General features: G+C 70.0%; 13 protein-coding genes. 10 read left to right on the forward strand and 3 right to left on the reverse strand.

Annotated elements, in window-relative coordinates; genetic code table 11:
- The first annotated feature begins 23 nt into the window (after window positions 1-23).
- The 4 genes from tuf (at window position 24) to ACFU7Y_RS09820 (ending at window position 5,521) form a co-directional block, all read left to right on the forward strand.
- Entirely contained in the window at window positions 24-1,217 is a 1,194-nt protein-coding gene (tuf, locus tag ACFU7Y_RS09805; RefSeq protein ID WP_224273871.1) for an elongation factor Tu, read from the forward strand.
- Between the two features lie 354 nt (window positions 1,218-1,571).
- Window positions 1,572-2,522, forward strand: a complete 951-nt coding sequence (locus ACFU7Y_RS09810) for a glycosyltransferase family 2 protein (protein ID WP_263454352.1) — start codon at window positions 1,572-1,574, stop codon at window positions 2,520-2,522.
- A 98-nt stretch (window positions 2,523-2,620) separates the two neighbouring features.
- On the forward strand, window positions 2,621-5,041 hold the full coding sequence (locus ACFU7Y_RS09815; RefSeq protein ID WP_224273875.1) for a hypothetical protein: 2,421 nt from the start codon (window positions 2,621-2,623) through the stop codon (window positions 5,039-5,041).
- Between the two features lie 27 nt (window positions 5,042-5,068).
- Window positions 5,069-5,521 carry a GtrA family protein gene (locus tag ACFU7Y_RS09820; protein WP_308020118.1) on the forward strand — a complete coding sequence of 151 codons (453 nt, stop codon included), beginning with the start codon at window positions 5,069-5,071 and terminating at the stop codon, window positions 5,519-5,521.
- 42 nt (window positions 5,522-5,563) lie between these two features.
- On the opposite strand, the gene ACFU7Y_RS09825 is transcribed toward ACFU7Y_RS09820, so the two are convergent.
- The 3 genes from ACFU7Y_RS09825 to rfbA all read right to left on the reverse strand — a co-directional run bounded on the left by ACFU7Y_RS09825 (window position 5,564) and on the right by rfbA (window position 8,437).
- Window positions 5,564-6,847 (reverse strand): acyltransferase, encoded by a 1,284-nt coding sequence (locus ACFU7Y_RS09825; protein ID WP_224273877.1) that lies wholly within the window; start codon window positions 6,845-6,847, stop codon window positions 5,564-5,566.
- 118 nt (window positions 6,848-6,965) lie between these two features.
- Entirely contained in the window at window positions 6,966-7,565 is a 600-nt protein-coding gene (locus ACFU7Y_RS09830) for a dTDP-4-dehydrorhamnose 3,5-epimerase family protein (protein ID WP_224273879.1), read from the reverse strand.
- Window positions 7,562-8,437 (reverse strand): glucose-1-phosphate thymidylyltransferase RfbA, encoded by an 876-nt coding sequence (gene rfbA / locus ACFU7Y_RS09835; protein WP_224273881.1) that lies wholly within the window; start codon window positions 8,435-8,437, stop codon window positions 7,562-7,564. The genes ACFU7Y_RS09830 and rfbA overlap by 4 nt, the downstream gene beginning before the upstream one ends.
- An 81-nt stretch (window positions 8,438-8,518) precedes the next feature.
- Here rfbA and rfbB point away from each other — a divergent pair, with 81 nt between their 5' ends.
- From rfbB to ACFU7Y_RS09865, 6 genes are all read left to right on the forward strand, one after another.
- Entirely contained in the window at window positions 8,519-9,496 is a 978-nt protein-coding gene (gene rfbB, locus ACFU7Y_RS09840) for a dTDP-glucose 4,6-dehydratase (protein ID WP_224273883.1), read from the forward strand.
- Window positions 9,493-10,428 (forward strand): dTDP-4-dehydrorhamnose reductase, encoded by a 936-nt coding sequence (rfbD, locus tag ACFU7Y_RS09845; protein WP_380767238.1) that lies wholly within the window; start codon window positions 9,493-9,495, stop codon window positions 10,426-10,428. The genes rfbB and rfbD overlap by 4 nt, the downstream gene beginning before the upstream one ends.
- Before the next feature lie 17 nt (window positions 10,429-10,445).
- Window positions 10,446-11,762: a lipopolysaccharide biosynthesis protein gene (locus ACFU7Y_RS09850; RefSeq protein ID WP_380767240.1), complete on the forward strand. Its 1,317-nt coding sequence runs from the start codon at window positions 10,446-10,448 to the stop codon at window positions 11,760-11,762.
- A gap of 68 nt (window positions 11,763-11,830) precedes the next feature.
- Window positions 11,831-12,520 (forward strand): glycosyltransferase family 2 protein, encoded by a 690-nt coding sequence (locus ACFU7Y_RS09855; protein WP_224273900.1) that lies wholly within the window; start codon window positions 11,831-11,833, stop codon window positions 12,518-12,520.
- Window positions 12,517-12,915: a DUF2304 domain-containing protein gene (locus ACFU7Y_RS09860; RefSeq protein ID WP_224273902.1), complete on the forward strand. Its 399-nt coding sequence runs from the start codon at window positions 12,517-12,519 to the stop codon at window positions 12,913-12,915. The genes ACFU7Y_RS09855 and ACFU7Y_RS09860 overlap by 4 nt, the downstream gene beginning before the upstream one ends.
- A 4-nt stretch (window positions 12,916-12,919) precedes the next feature.
- A complete protein-coding gene (locus ACFU7Y_RS09865) occupies window positions 12,920-13,825 on the forward strand; it encodes a glycosyltransferase family 2 protein (RefSeq protein WP_224273904.1) in 906 nt (301 codons plus the stop codon).
- The last annotated feature ends 43 nt before the right edge of the window (window positions 13,826-13,868 follow it).

Here is a 13,868-nt window from a genome sequence, read left to right on the forward strand (position 1 = left end):
GGAACTGTCCTCAGGAGGACTCAGTGGCGAAGGCGAAGTTCGAGCGGACGAAGCCCCACGTCAACATCGGCACCATCGGTCACATCGACCACGGCAAGACCACGCTGACCGCGGCCATCACCAAGGTGCTGCACGACGCGTACCCGGACCTGAACCCCTTCACGCCGTTCGACCAGATCGACAAGGCCCCGGAGGAGCGTCAGCGCGGTATCACCATCTCGATCGCGCACGTCGAGTACCAGACCGAGGACCGTCACTACGCGCACGTCGACTGCCCGGGTCACGCTGACTACATCAAGAACATGATCACCGGTGCCGCCCAGATGGACGGCGCCATCCTGGTGGTCGCCGCCACCGACGGCCCGATGCCGCAGACCAAGGAGCACGTGCTCCTGGCCCGCCAGGTCGGCGTTCCGTACATCGTCGTCGCCCTGAACAAGGCCGACATGGTGGACGACGAGGAGATCCTGGAGCTCGTCGAGCTCGAGGTCCGTGAGCTCCTCAGCGAGTACGAGTTCCCGGGCGACGACCTGCCGGTCGTCCGCGTCTCCGCGCTGAAGGCGCTGGAGGGCGACGCCGAGTGGGGCCAGAAGCTCCTCGGCCTGATGAAGGCCGTCGACGAGAACATCCCCACCCCGGCCCGCGCCGTGGACCAGCCGTTCCTGATGCCGATCGAGGACGTCTTCACGATCACCGGTCGTGGCACCGTCGTCACCGGTCGTATCGAGCGTGGCATCCTGAAGGTCAACGAGACCGTCGACATCATCGGCATCAAGCCGGAGAAGACCACCACCACGGTCACCGGCATCGAGATGTTCCGCAAGCTGCTCGACGAGGGCCAGGCCGGTGAGAACGTCGGTCTGCTCCTCCGTGGCATCAAGCGCGAGGACGTCGAGCGCGGCCAGGTCATCATCAAGCCGGGTTCGGTCACCCCGCACACCGACTTCGAGGCCCAGTCCTACATCCTGTCGAAGGACGAGGGTGGCCGCCACACCCCGTTCTTCAACAACTACCGCCCGCAGTTCTACTTCCGTACCACGGACGTGACCGGCGTCGTGACCCTCCCCGAGGGCACCGAGATGGTCATGCCGGGCGACAACACCGCCATGACCGTCGCGCTGATCCAGCCGATCGCCATGGAGGAGGGCCTGAAGTTCGCCATCCGTGAGGGTGGCCGCACCGTCGGCGCCGGCCAGGTCACCAAGATCATCAAGTAATTGATGCTCTGACCTGCCTGCCTCGTACAGGCTCAGTCCGAAGGGCTCCGCACACCCCGGTGCGCGGGGCCCTTCGGCGTGTCGGGATATCGAATCGACGGCGATCAGGTAACAGGCCCGTGGAGAGTGGGGCTGGACCGGACTGCTATCCTGCCGCTCATTGGCTCTTCCTCGCTGCCGCCCGCGATGCTCCGGGTGCGGAGGGAGAAGGATTCCGGCCGGTGGGGTCTACCCGGCGGTCCATGCCTTCCGACCGCTTTCGGATCACATGGGGACAGGCGAAGAAGGATGCTCAACGCAGGAGATCAGGGAGTCGCGTCGGCCGGGGAGCCGGCGCCGCTGTTGTCGGTCGTCATGCCGATCTACAACGAGCAGGAGGCACTGCCGCTGACCGTGCAGCGCCTGCGCCCGATCCTCGACGGGCTGGGGATCACGTACGAAGTGGTCGGCATCGACGACGGAAGCACGGATGCCACCCCGGTCCTGATGCAGAAGATCCACCAGGACTGGCCGGAGTTCCGGATCGTCCGCTTCGCCCGCAACTCCGGGCACCAGGCCGCGCTCACCGCCGGCATCCACCGCGCCTTCGGCGACTACGTCGTCTCCATCGACGCCGACCTCCAGGACCCGCCGGAGAAGATCCCCGAGATGCTCTCGCTCGCGCGGGAGCGGGGCCTCGACATCGTCTACGGCGTGCGTGGCGACCGCGGCACCGACACGATCTTCAAGCGCCGCACCGCGGGCGCCTACTACTGGCTGATGCGCAGGCTCGTCGGCAAGAAGATGCCGAACCAGGCCGGAGACTTCCGTCTGCTCAGCCGTGCCGCGGTGGACGCGCTCAAGGCGCTGCCCGAGCACCAGCCGGTCTACCGGCTGCTGGTGCCGTGGCTCGGCTTCCCCAGCGGCGAGGTCGTCTACGTGCGCGAGGAGCGGGTCGCCGGTTCGACCCACTACCCGCTGTCCAAGATGCTCCGCCTCGCCGTCGACAGCGTCACCAACTTCTCCGCGAGCCCGCTGCGGCTCGCCACCTGGCTCGGCCTGCTGAGCTTCGTGCTCTGCTTCGCCCTCGGTGTCTACACCGTGATCGAGTACGCGTTCGGCAAGACCGTCCCCGGCTGGTCCTCGCTGTTCATGGGCATGCTGTTCCTCGGCGCCGTCCAGCTGGTCTGCATGGGTCTGTTGGGCGAGTACGTCGGCCGCATCTACTCGGCGGCGCAGGCCCGGCCGGCCTACTTCGTCGGCTACGACTCGGCGGAGGGGCCCGACCCCGCGACGGCTCGCCGCAGCGCCTCCTACGCGGGCTGACCCGGAGTCCTTCCGACGCCGGTCGGCGGACCGCCGCCGCCGGCCTCCGCCAGGCTGCCGTGCTGCGAGCTGTGAGCTCGGACGAGAGAACGGACACCATGCAAACGAACAGCACCGCCACCGGATCGGCGCCGGCCACCGGAGGACGTCCGGGAGTCCCGGCGCCGTCCGGCGGGCCGTCCGGCGGCGCGGCGGACGCGGGATCCAGGGCCCACGCCTTCTGGCGGTTCCTGCCCGCGGTCTCGGCGTACCTGCTCCTGGTGGGGTTGCTGCTGGCCGCGGACACCAGGGTCGGCGACATCGCCCGGTACACCTTCTACGTGGCCTGGGGCGTGGTGCTTCCGGGCACCCTGGTCTTCCGGGCCCTGCGCAGGCGTCCGCACACCCTGGTGGAGGACCTGGCCTTCGGCGCGGTGACCGGGCTGGTGCTGGAACTGGGGGCCTGGGCGATCCTCGTCCGTTCGGGCCTCCAGTCGGTAGCCGTCGCCTGGCCGCTCGTGGTGGTGGTCCCGTTCGCGCTCGTCCCCGGCCTGCGCCGGCACTGGCGCTCCGGCGGTTACCGGCGGCCGTCCCTCGCCTGGTCCTGGTCGCTGGCCGCGGTGGTGGGCCTGACCAGCCTGTACTACTTCCAGGTCTTCCTGTCGAAGTTCCCGGTCCTGGCGGTCGACGAGAACTCGCGGCTGTTCGGCGACATGCCGTACATGCTGTCGTTGGCGGCCAACGCCAAGCAGCACGTGCCGCTGACCGTGCCGCAGGTGGCGGGGGAACCGCTCCACTACCACTGGTTCACGTTCGCCCACATGGCGATGACCGACATGGTCGGTCACATCGACCTGCCGGTGGTCGAGACCAGGCTGCTCGTTCCCGCGTTCGCCGCGCTCGGTGTGCTGATCATGGCGGTGGTGGCCCACCGGATCACCGGTCGGGCGTGGGCCGGCCCGCTGGCCGCGCTGCTGCTCTTCGCGGTCGGCGAGTTCACCGCGATCTACCCGAACAACGTGGTGAGCTGGACCTTCGGTGCGCCGGCCGTCCGGCTGATGTCCTGGTCGAGCATGTCGCTGGCCTACAGCCAGCCGCTGCTGATCGCGTTGGTCGGCGCGGTCGCCGACGGGCTCCGCCGGGTCGGCGGCCCGGGCGACGCGGACGGGAGGTCGCGGGCGCCGGGCTTCGGGCGGGGCGTCTTCGTCCTGACGGCGATGTTCGCGACCGCCTCCAGCGCCGCCAAGGCGAGCACCCTCCCGGTGGCCCTCGCGGGCCTGGCCGTCGCCGGCCTGGCGGTCCTGATCAGGACCCGGCGCATCCCCTGGACGATCGTCGGGCTGGGGGCGGTCATCGCGGGCGCCCAGCTCTTCGCGACGGCGGCGATCTTCGACTTCGAGAGCTACGGCCTGGAAGTCATTCCCTTCGGCAACGTCGAGAAGTACTGGGCCGAACCTCTGGACGGCAGGCCCGTGCTGCTCCAGAGCGGCGTGGTCGTGGCAGTCCTGATCGCCTTCTTCCTGAACCACCAGATCAAGTTGTTGGGCGCCGTGCCGCTGCTGTGGCGGCGTCGGCTCCGACTGGAACCGGCGCAGTGGTTCCTGCTCGGCGCGGTGGTCGCCGGTCCGGCGGCCTACCTGATGGTCAACGGCTACAACGCCAGTTACTTCACCATCTCCGCGATGCCCTTCGGGGTGGTGCTGTCCGCCTGGGGGTACTGCGAGGCCTTCGAACGCGCCGCGCTGCCCAGGGCCGGCAAGGCCGCCCTGGCCGTCGGCGCGGCGGCCCTGACCGGGCTGTTCATCTGGCTCTCGTACCGGTACTCGGCGGACCTGGCGACCTTCCTGGCCGAGCACACCGGGGACGGCACGGGTACCGAGCCGTACACGCCACTGCTGCCGGCGCTGAGCGTGGCGGCCGCGTTCGCGGTGCTGGCGGGCCTCCTGGGGCTGCTCTGGTGGCTGTTCTCCCGGCCGGCGCGCGGCCTGCGGCGCCGGGGCGGGATCGTCCTGCTCACCGCCGGACTGACGCTCGGCACCCCGAGCCTCGCCCTCGACGCCCTCCAGTCCCAGGAGGTCCCGTGGGAGGGCAGCTGGGTGATGCCGGCGAGCCAGGTGAACGCCGCACGCTGGATCCGCTCGCACAGCGCTCCCTCGGACATCCTGGCGACGAACAGCCACTGCTGGGAGTTCAACAACTACGTGTACGGTGCGGCGTGCGACAACTACCGTTCGCACTGGCTCAGCGGCTATTCGGAGCGCTCGGTCCTCATCGAGGGCTGGGCGTACGCACCGAGGCTGATGGCCACCGCGAACGGGGCGGCGGCCTCCGTGGCGCCGTTCTGGGACACCGAGCTGTTCAACCTCAACGAGGCCGCGTTCTACGCGCCGACGCCGGACATCCTGCGTCGGCTGCACCACGACCACAAGGTCCGCTACCTGGTGGTCCAGCGGATGGCGGGCGCCGAGTCGCCACAGCTCAGGAACCTCGCCAAGCCGGTGTTCGACAACGGCCGGGTGGCCGTCTACGAGCTCTCCTGACCCGACGAACGAAGCAGTGGGCAAACCATGGTCTCCACCGACAACGCGCCGGTACCGGCACCCGACGGCCGGGTGGCTTCCCCGGCCGGCACCGCCAAGCGGCAGCTCCCGTCGTTCCTGGTCATCGGCGTGCTCAGTACGCTCTTCTACCTCGGCCTGTACGTGGTGGCCCGCCAGGTCGTCGACCAGCAGGCGGCCAACCTGATCGCCCTGGCGGTGAGCGCGGTCGCCAACACCGCCGCCAACCGGCGCTTCACCTTCGGCATCACCGGCTCGGAGGGTGCGGTGCGCCACCAGCTGCAGGGCGCCGTCGCCTTCCTGATCGGTCTGGGCCTGAGCAGCGGCGCGCTCGCCCTGCTCGCCCTGCTCGCGCCGAACGCTTCGCGGGTGGTCGAGGTCGCCGGCCTGGTCGTGGCCAACGGCCTCGCGACGGTGGCCCGGTTCGTCCTCCTCAAGGTGTGGGTCTTCAGGACCCACTGAGGACGAACCGGGCCACCGTGTGCCGGGCCGGGCGCCGCGTGATCAGGGTGCGGGGACCGCGGTCCTCGCGGGTTCCCCGACCGGCTCGGCCGCCCCGGGGACCGCGACCCGGCGGGCCCGGCGCTCGGCCAGCGCGCGTACCGGTCGAGGCGTCCAGTCCTTCGCCTTCAGCGCGGGCTTCTCGACCAGGTACCAGGAGAGCGCGGCGAGGACGACCGTTCCGGCGAGCGACAGCGGGAGGTAGACCCGCATGCCGTGTGCGTTGTAACCGAGTGCGGCGACGACCTGTTCGACGGTGAAGCCGTAGATGTAGATGCCGTACGAGAGGTCCCGCTTGACGCCGATCCGCTGGAACGGCACGGGCAGCCGGACCGCCAGCCAGAAGAGCAGGTAGGCGAAGGCCGGGTAGCCGAACGCGAAGAGCCCGCCGTAGTGCAGGCTGGCGACGAGCACGGCGGCCGACAGCAGCGCGAGCCCGGCGTTCATCGGGATCCGGTCCTTGTACAGCTGCACCGTGGCGCCGACCAGGAAGACGAACCCCAGGTAGACCAGGTACTGCACGTAGATCGGGCCGAAGACCGGCACGTGGAGGAAGTGGCCCATGCTGTTGGGGATGTTGACGGAGCCGGGGGTCGTCCGCCAGTCCTCGACGATCAGGATCCAGAGGACCAGGGTCAGCAGCGGCACCGCCTTCCTCGCGCGCAGCAGCACGCCGCCGGCGGCCAGCAGGCCCATCACGATGTAGCAGAGCATCTCGTAGTCGAGCGACCAGAGGGAGCCGTTGATCCCGGGGTCGTGGTTGGTGCCGGCCGCGACGCCGTCGGCGACCACGTTCGAGATGTCCCACCCGTTGGCGAACGAGGCGTTCCAGGCACCCGCCAGGTAGTGCAGCGGCCCGGCCGGGTGCGACCAGTAACCGGTGAGCGAGTGGTGGGTCCGGTAGTACAGCGCGGGCGCCACCACCAGGACGCTGACCAGGAGCGAGACCCAGAGCCCGGGCAGGATGCGCAGGGCGCGGTGCCAGGAGTACCGACCGATCGTGCTGCGCATCGCACTGCCGGTGATCATGAACCCGGAGAGCGCGAAGAAGCCGACCACCGCGAGCCGGCCGAGGTCGATCTGGCCGCCGCTGAACTGGGAGAGCGGAGCGGGCCGGCCCCACCCGAGCGGATAGGCGTGGGAGTAGACGACGGCTACCGCGAGGGCCGTCCGGATCGCGCCGAAGCTGTTCTGGCGGCCGGACAGACTGCCTCCCCTCAGCCACGCGGGGCGCCGGGTGTCGGCGCCTTCGCGTATGCCGCGTGAGGGTCCCGCTTGGTGGGTCATGGTCCGTCCGATCCGGCCGGCTGGGAGCGGCCTGAGAAGGGGCCTGGGAAGTGGCAGGAAGTATGACTGAGGGGACGTGTGCGCCTGCGCGCACGTCCCCTCAGCCGGCCTCGCGTGGCTACTGCTGCTTGAGCGAGTCCGCGTAGGCCTTGCAGGCCTGGTAGTCCGGCAGCAGGCCGGTGGCGAGGGCCTCCGAGAGGGAGGGCGCCACCGCGTCGCGGGCCGAGAGCTGCGGGGCGTCGGTCGGCCATTCGATGCCGAGCTCCGGGTCCAGCGGGTGCACGCCGTGCTCGCCGGTCGGGTTGTACGTCGCCGAGCAGAGGTAGGTCAGCGTGGCGTCGTCGGTGAGGGCGCAGAAGCCGTGGCCGAGACCCTCGGGGATGTAGACGGCCTTGCGCTCGGTGTCGTCCAGTCGGACGAACTCCCACGTGCCGAAGCCGGGCGAGCCGACGCGCAGGTCCACGATCACGTCCAGCACCGCGCCGCGGGTGCAGGCCACGTACTTGGCCTGGCCGGGCGGGACGTCGGCGAAGTGGATGCCGCGGACGACGTCCTTGGCGGAGAGCGACAGGTTGGCCTGGGCCAGGTTCAGCGGGTGGCCGACGACCTCGGCGAGGCGGTCGAAGCGGTACCACTCGGTGAAGTGGCCGCGGGCGTCGCCGTGCACCTGCGGGGTGATCTCGAAGGCGCCCTCGATGGAGAGCTCACGGAACTTCACTTGGCGGCCGCCTCGTCGAGCAGGTCCAGCAGGTACTGGCCGTAGCCGCTCTTCAGCAGCGGCTCGGCGAGCTCGCGCAGCTGGGCGTCGTCGATCAGCCCGGCCCGCCAGACGGCCTCCTCGATGCAGCCGATCTTGAAGCCCTGGCGCTCCTCGATGACCCGGACGAACTCCGAGGCCTGGACCATCGACACGAAGGTGCCGGTGTCCAGCCAGGCGGTGCCGCGGTCGAGGGTCGTCACGTGCAGGTCGCCGGTGCGCAGGTAGGCGTCGTTGACGGCGGTGATCTCCAGCTCGCCGCGGGCGCTCGGCTCCAGGGTGCGGGCGATCTCCACGACCCGGTTGTCGTAGAAGTACAGCCCGGGGACGGCGTAACGGGACTTGGGCTCGGCCGGCTTCTCCTCGATGGAGATGACCTGGCCGGTCTCGTCGAACTCGACCACGCCGTACGCGGTCGGGTCGGCCACCGGGTAGGCGAAGACCCGGCCGCCCTTGATGTCGGAGTGCTCGGTGAGCGAGGTGCCCAGGCCGCTGCCGTGGAAGATGTTGTCGCCGAGGATCAGGGCCACCGACTCGTCGCCGATGAAGTCCGCGCCGAGCACGAAGGCCTGGGCGATGCCCTCGGGCTTCTCCTGGACGGCGTACTGGAGCTTCAGGCCGAACTGCGAACCGTCGCCCAGCAGGCGCTCGAACTGGTCCCGGTCGTTCGGGGTGGTGATGATCAGGATTTCGCTCATCCCGGCCATCACGAGGGTCGAGAGGGGGTAGTAGATCATCGGCTTGTCGAAGACCGGCAGGAGCTGCTTCGACACCGCACGGGTCAGGGGCCACAGCCGCGAGCCGGTGCCGCCGGCCAGGAGGATTCCACGCATGGGTGCACCCTATTCGAGATCGGTGGACGCGGGAGGGGCCGGGTCGGGAGGGTGTTCGGGCGACGGTAGACTACGCGCATTATGCGCATCCTCGTGACCGGCGGCGCCGGATTCATCGGTTCGGAGTTCGTCCGTCAGCTCCTCGGAGCTGACGAGAATGCCCGGATCACGGTCTTTGACAAGCTCACCTACTCGGGCGTCCTGGAGAACCTGGCCCCGGTGGCCGGCCACCAGGGCTACACCTTCGTCCAGGGCGACATCTGCGACGTGGACGCCGTCGACCAGGTCATGCCGGGCCACGACGTGGTGGTGCACTTCGCCGCCGAGTCCCACGTGGACCGCTCGATCGCCGGCGCGGGCCCGTTCGTGCTGACCAACGTCGTGGGCACCCAGGTCCTGCTCGACGCCGCCCGGAAGCACGGCGTCGGCCGCTTCGTGCACATCTCCACCGACGAGGTCTACGGCTCGATCAGCGAGGGCTCCTGGACCGAGACCTGGCCGCTGGTGCCGAACTCCCCGTACTCGGCCTCCAAGGCGTCCTCCGACCTGCTGGCGCTGGCCTACCACCGCACCCACGGCATGGACGTCGTGGTGACCCGCTGCTCCAACAACTACGGGCACTACCAGTTCCCGGAGAAGGTCATCCCGCTGTTCACCACCAACCTGATCGACGGCAAGAAGGTGCCGCTGTACGGCGACGGTGGCAACGTCCGCGACTGGCTGCACGTCTCGGACCACTGCCGGGGCATCGAACTGGTCATGCGCGGCGGCCGCGCGGGTGAGGTCTACAACATCGGCGGCGGCACCGAGGCCACCAACAAGGAGCTGACCGGCCTGCTGCTGGAGGCCGCGGGCGCCGGCTGGGACATGGTCGAGCACGTCGAGGACCGCAAGGGCCACGACCTCCGCTACTCGATCGACATCAGCAAGATCCGCGAGGAGCTCGGCTACGAGCCGCAGGTCCGCTTCGAGGACGGCCTCGCCGCGACCATCGCCTGGTACCGCGAGAACCGTGCCTGGTGGGAGCCGCTGAAGCAGAAGGCGGCCCTGGCCAAGTGACCGCGAACGCCGCCGCGCCCGTGCGCTGGCTGGTCACCGGCGCGGCCGGGATGCTCGGGCAGGACCTGCTGTCGGTGCTGGGCGCCGACGCGACCGCCGAGATCACCGCGCTGCGCCGGGCGGACCTCGACATCACCGACGCGGCGGCCGTCCAGGCCGCCGTCGAGGGCCACGACATCGTGGTCAACTGCGCCGCGTGGACGAACGTCGACGCCGCGGAGACCGAGGAGGACGCCGCCACCGCCGTCAACGGCACCGGCGTGCGCCACCTGGCCGCGGCCTGCGCCAAGAGCGGTGCGCGGCTGTTGCAGGTCTCCACCGACTACGTCCTGCCGGGCGACGCCACCGAGCCCTGCCCGGAGGACGCCCCGACCGCGCCGGTGAACGCGTACGGCCGCAGCAAGCTGGTGGGGGAGCGGGCGGTCGCCGAACTGCTCCCCGAGCACGGCTACGTGGTGCGCACCGCCTGGCTGTACGGCGAGCACGGCCCGAACTTCGTGGCCACCATGCTCAAGCTCGCCGCCCAGCGGGACACCCTCGACGTGGTGGACGACCAGCACGGCCAGCCGACCTGGTCGTACGCGCTGGCCGGCCGCCTGGTCGAGCTCGGCCGGGCCGCGCTCGCCGGGCAGGCCCCGGCCGGGGTCTACCACGGCACCGCGAGCGGCCGGACCACCTGGTGCGGACTGGCCCGCGAGACCTACGCACTGAGCGGGCTGGACCCGGAGCGGATCGGTCCGACCACCTCGGAGGCCTTCGTCCGCCCGGCCGTCCGCCCGGCCTTCAGCGTGCTGGCCCACGACCGCTGGGCCGCCGCCGGGCTGGCGCCGCTGCCCGAGTGGCGGGCCATGCTGGCCGAGGCCCTGACCAAGCCCGTCTTCGCCGAACTGGCCGCCACGGCCCGGAGCACCGAGAGCGACAGACCTCAGTGAAGAACCCGCTGACGAAGGTGGCTGCCGCGCTACCGCCAGGAACCCTGGCGGTGGCCGGCGGCACCGTCGTACTGGGCGCCGCCTCCTACATCCACCTCGGGGTGGCGGGCCACAGCCTGTCCGTCGACGACATGGCGAACGTCTCGCTGCTGTGGACGATCGTGATGTCCGTCGGCATCGGCGTCTTCTTCCCGATCGAGCAGGAGCTCACCCGGATCGTCGCGGCGCGGGCGGCGCTCGGCCACGGCGCCGCGCCGGTGCTGCGCCGGGCGACCCTGCTCACCGGTGGGATCCTCGCGGCGACCCTGGCCGTCCTCGGTGCCGCCTCCGGCCCGATCGCCCGGGCGATGTTCCACGGCGACCGCTCGCTGGTGCTGGCCCTCGGCGGCGCCTTCACCGGCATGGCCGTCTGCTACCTCACCCGCGGCGTGCTGGCCGGCCTCGGACGCTTCGGCGCGTACGGCACCCAGCTCGGCCTGGACGGCGGCCTGCGGATCGGCCTGGCCTTCGCCTGCGGCGTGGCCGGGGTGCACTCGGCGCTCGCGTTCAGCCTGATCCTGGCCGTCGCGCCGATCCTCGCCACGATCGCCACGCTGCCCCCGCTGCTGCGCGCGGTCAAACCCGGCGAGCAGGTCGGCTGGTCCGAACTCTGCTCCGGGCTCGGCCTGTTGATCTGCTCGACGCTGCTCTCGCAGGTCGTGGTGAACGCGGCCGTGGTGAGCACCAAGCTGCTCGCGCCCTCCGACTCCGCGCTGATCGCCGCCCTGCTCAACGCGCTGGTGCTGGCCCGGGTGCCGCTGTTCGTCTTCGGTTCGCTCCAGGCCTCGCTGCTGAACGGCCTCTCCGCCGCGATCGCGGTCGGGGACCGGGCCGCCTTCACCGGGATGCTCAAGAAGATCGGCGTCGTGGTGGGCGCGCTCGGCCTGCTCGGCGGTATCCCGGCGGTCGCCCTCGGCCCGTGGCTGATCCAGGTGCTGTTCGGCGCCAAGCCGGTGCTCGGCTGCCTCGACTTCTTCTGGTTGTCCGCCGGAACCGTCGCGTACATGTTCGCGATGGTGCTCGGACAGGCGTTGATGGTATTCAAGCGGCACAACCTTCAGCTGCTCTGCTGGGCGGTCGGCACCGCGGTCCTCGCCGGGGTGACCTTCCTGCCGGGTGAGGTGTCCACCCGCGTGATCCTTGCGTATACGGCGGGTTCCGTGGCCACCGTCCTCGGTATGCTGGCGGTTCTGAGGCAGAGTTTCGCCCGTTCGGCGACGAATTCCGCCGGTCTCGCCCAGCAGTCGGGGGACCCGAACGCCGGGGTGTTGAGCAGTCGGACGGCCGGTGACTGACCGTGTCCGCCCCTCATCTTCAGATCGCCGCGCAGCAGCGCGGGCCAGACCCCATTCATGGAGCCTCCGTGTCCCAGTACGACGATGTTTGGCTGGTGATCCCGGCCTACAACGAGGGCCAGGTGATCGCCGACGTTGTGGAGGGGGCGCGAAAGACGTTCCCGAACATCGTGGTGGTCGATGACGGCAGCGGCGACGACTCGGCCAAGCACATCATGCAGACGGGCGCGCACCTGGTGCGCCACCCGGTCAACCTCGGCCAGGGTGCCGCCCTCCAGACCGGCCTCGCCTACGCCCTGGCCCAGCCGGGCGCCAAGTACTTCGCCACCTTCGACGCCGACGGCCAGCACCAGACCGCCGACGTCGAGAAGATGGTCGCCCTGCTGCGGGAGGGCGACGTGGACGTCGTCCTCGGCTCGCGCTTCATCGAGCAGAACGGGCAGGTGCCGTGGATCAAGCGGGTCGTCCTGCGCACCGCGGCGACCGTCAGCCCGACCGCGCGCAAGCTCAAGCTGACCGACGCCCACAACGGCCTGCGCGTACTGAACCGCGAGGCCGCCGGTCGGCTGCGGATCACCATGAACGGCATGGCACACGCGTCGGAGATCGTCAGCTTCCTCGCCGGCTCGGACCTGCGGGTCGCCGAGCTCCCGGTGGACATCCTGTACACCGAGTACTCACGCGCCAAGGGTCAGTCCCTGATCAACGGCGTCAACATCATCTTCGACATCTCGCTGCGGGAGCGTAGCCGCCGATGAAATTCTTCTGGATCCAGCTGGTTCTCATTCTCGGCTCGGTCGCTCTCGCCTTCATGTTCATCCGGCGCTGGGACCGTGCCAACACCCGCGCCTGGAAGCGGATCGCGTTCTCGGTCTTCGTGATCGTGAACATCTACGCGGTGCTGCGTCCCACCGACGTGACCTGGCTGGCCCACCAGCTCGGCGTCGGCCGCGGTACCGACCTGGTGCTGTACGTGATGGTGCTGGCGATGGGCTTCCTGACCCTGAACACCTTCCTGCGCTTCCGCTCGCTGGAGAAGAAGCTCACCGACCTGGCGCGCACCGTGGCGATCAACGAGGGCGCCCGCCTGAACGAGGAGCGCTTCGACCTGGACCTGCCGGTCTCGGCGCCGGTCGACCGCAGCAAGGCCTGATCCCATGGCGACCTTCGAGTTCATGCTGCCGTACTACGGCGACGTGGCGCTGATGCAGGCCGCGGTGCGGAGCATCCTCGCGCAGACCGACCGGGACTTCCGGCTGACCGTCATCGACGACGGCAAGGAGCCGGACGTCCCGGGCTGGTTCGCCTCGCTCGGCGACGACCGGGTGAGCTACCTGCGCAACGAGCAGAACCTCGGCATCACCAAGAACTTCCAGAAGTGCGTGGAGCTGTCCACGGCCGACCACGTGGTCATCATGGGCTGCGACGACCTGCTGCACCCGCACTACCTGGAGACCGTCCGGGCGATAGTCAAGGACAACCCGGACCTGGGCATGGTGCAGCCGGGCGTCGAGGTCATCGACGGCAACGGCGAGGTCAGCCGTTCGGGCCTGGCGGACAACGTCAAGGAGAAGATCTACGCGCCGACCGTCAAGGGCCGGCGACTGATGGGCGGCGAGGAGCTGGCCGCCAGCGTGCTGCGCGGCAACTGGCTCTACTTCCCGTCGATCTGCTGGCGCGGCGAGGCGCTGCGCGCGGTCAACTTCCGTGACGAGTACTCGGTGATCCAGGACCTGGCCCTGGTCGTGGACCTGCTGGAGCTCGGCGAGCAGATGCTGGTGGACAACACCACCGTCGTCTTCCAGTACCGCCGGCACGCCGTCAGCGAGTCCTCGGTGCAGGCCTTCTCCGGCACCCGGTTCACCGAGGCGGAGCGGTACTTCAACGCGGTGGCCGAGCGGATGGACGCCCGCGGCTGGCCGAAGGCCGCCCGTGCGGCCCGGTTCCGCAGCGCCTCCCGCCTGCACGCGCTGACCATGCTGCCGGGCGCGCTGAAGCGTGGCCACCGGGCCGGCGCCAAGGTCCTGGTCCGCCACGCGCTGACCGGCGGAGATCGGCACTGACGCCTCGCAAGCCCTGATGCGGCACTGGGCCGACAGTCCGGAG

Origin of the sequence: Kitasatospora sp. NPDC057542, assembly GCF_042801945.1 — a bacterium.
In the GTDB taxonomy this organism is placed as follows: Bacteria; Actinomycetota; Actinomycetes; order Streptomycetales; family Streptomycetaceae; genus Kitasatospora.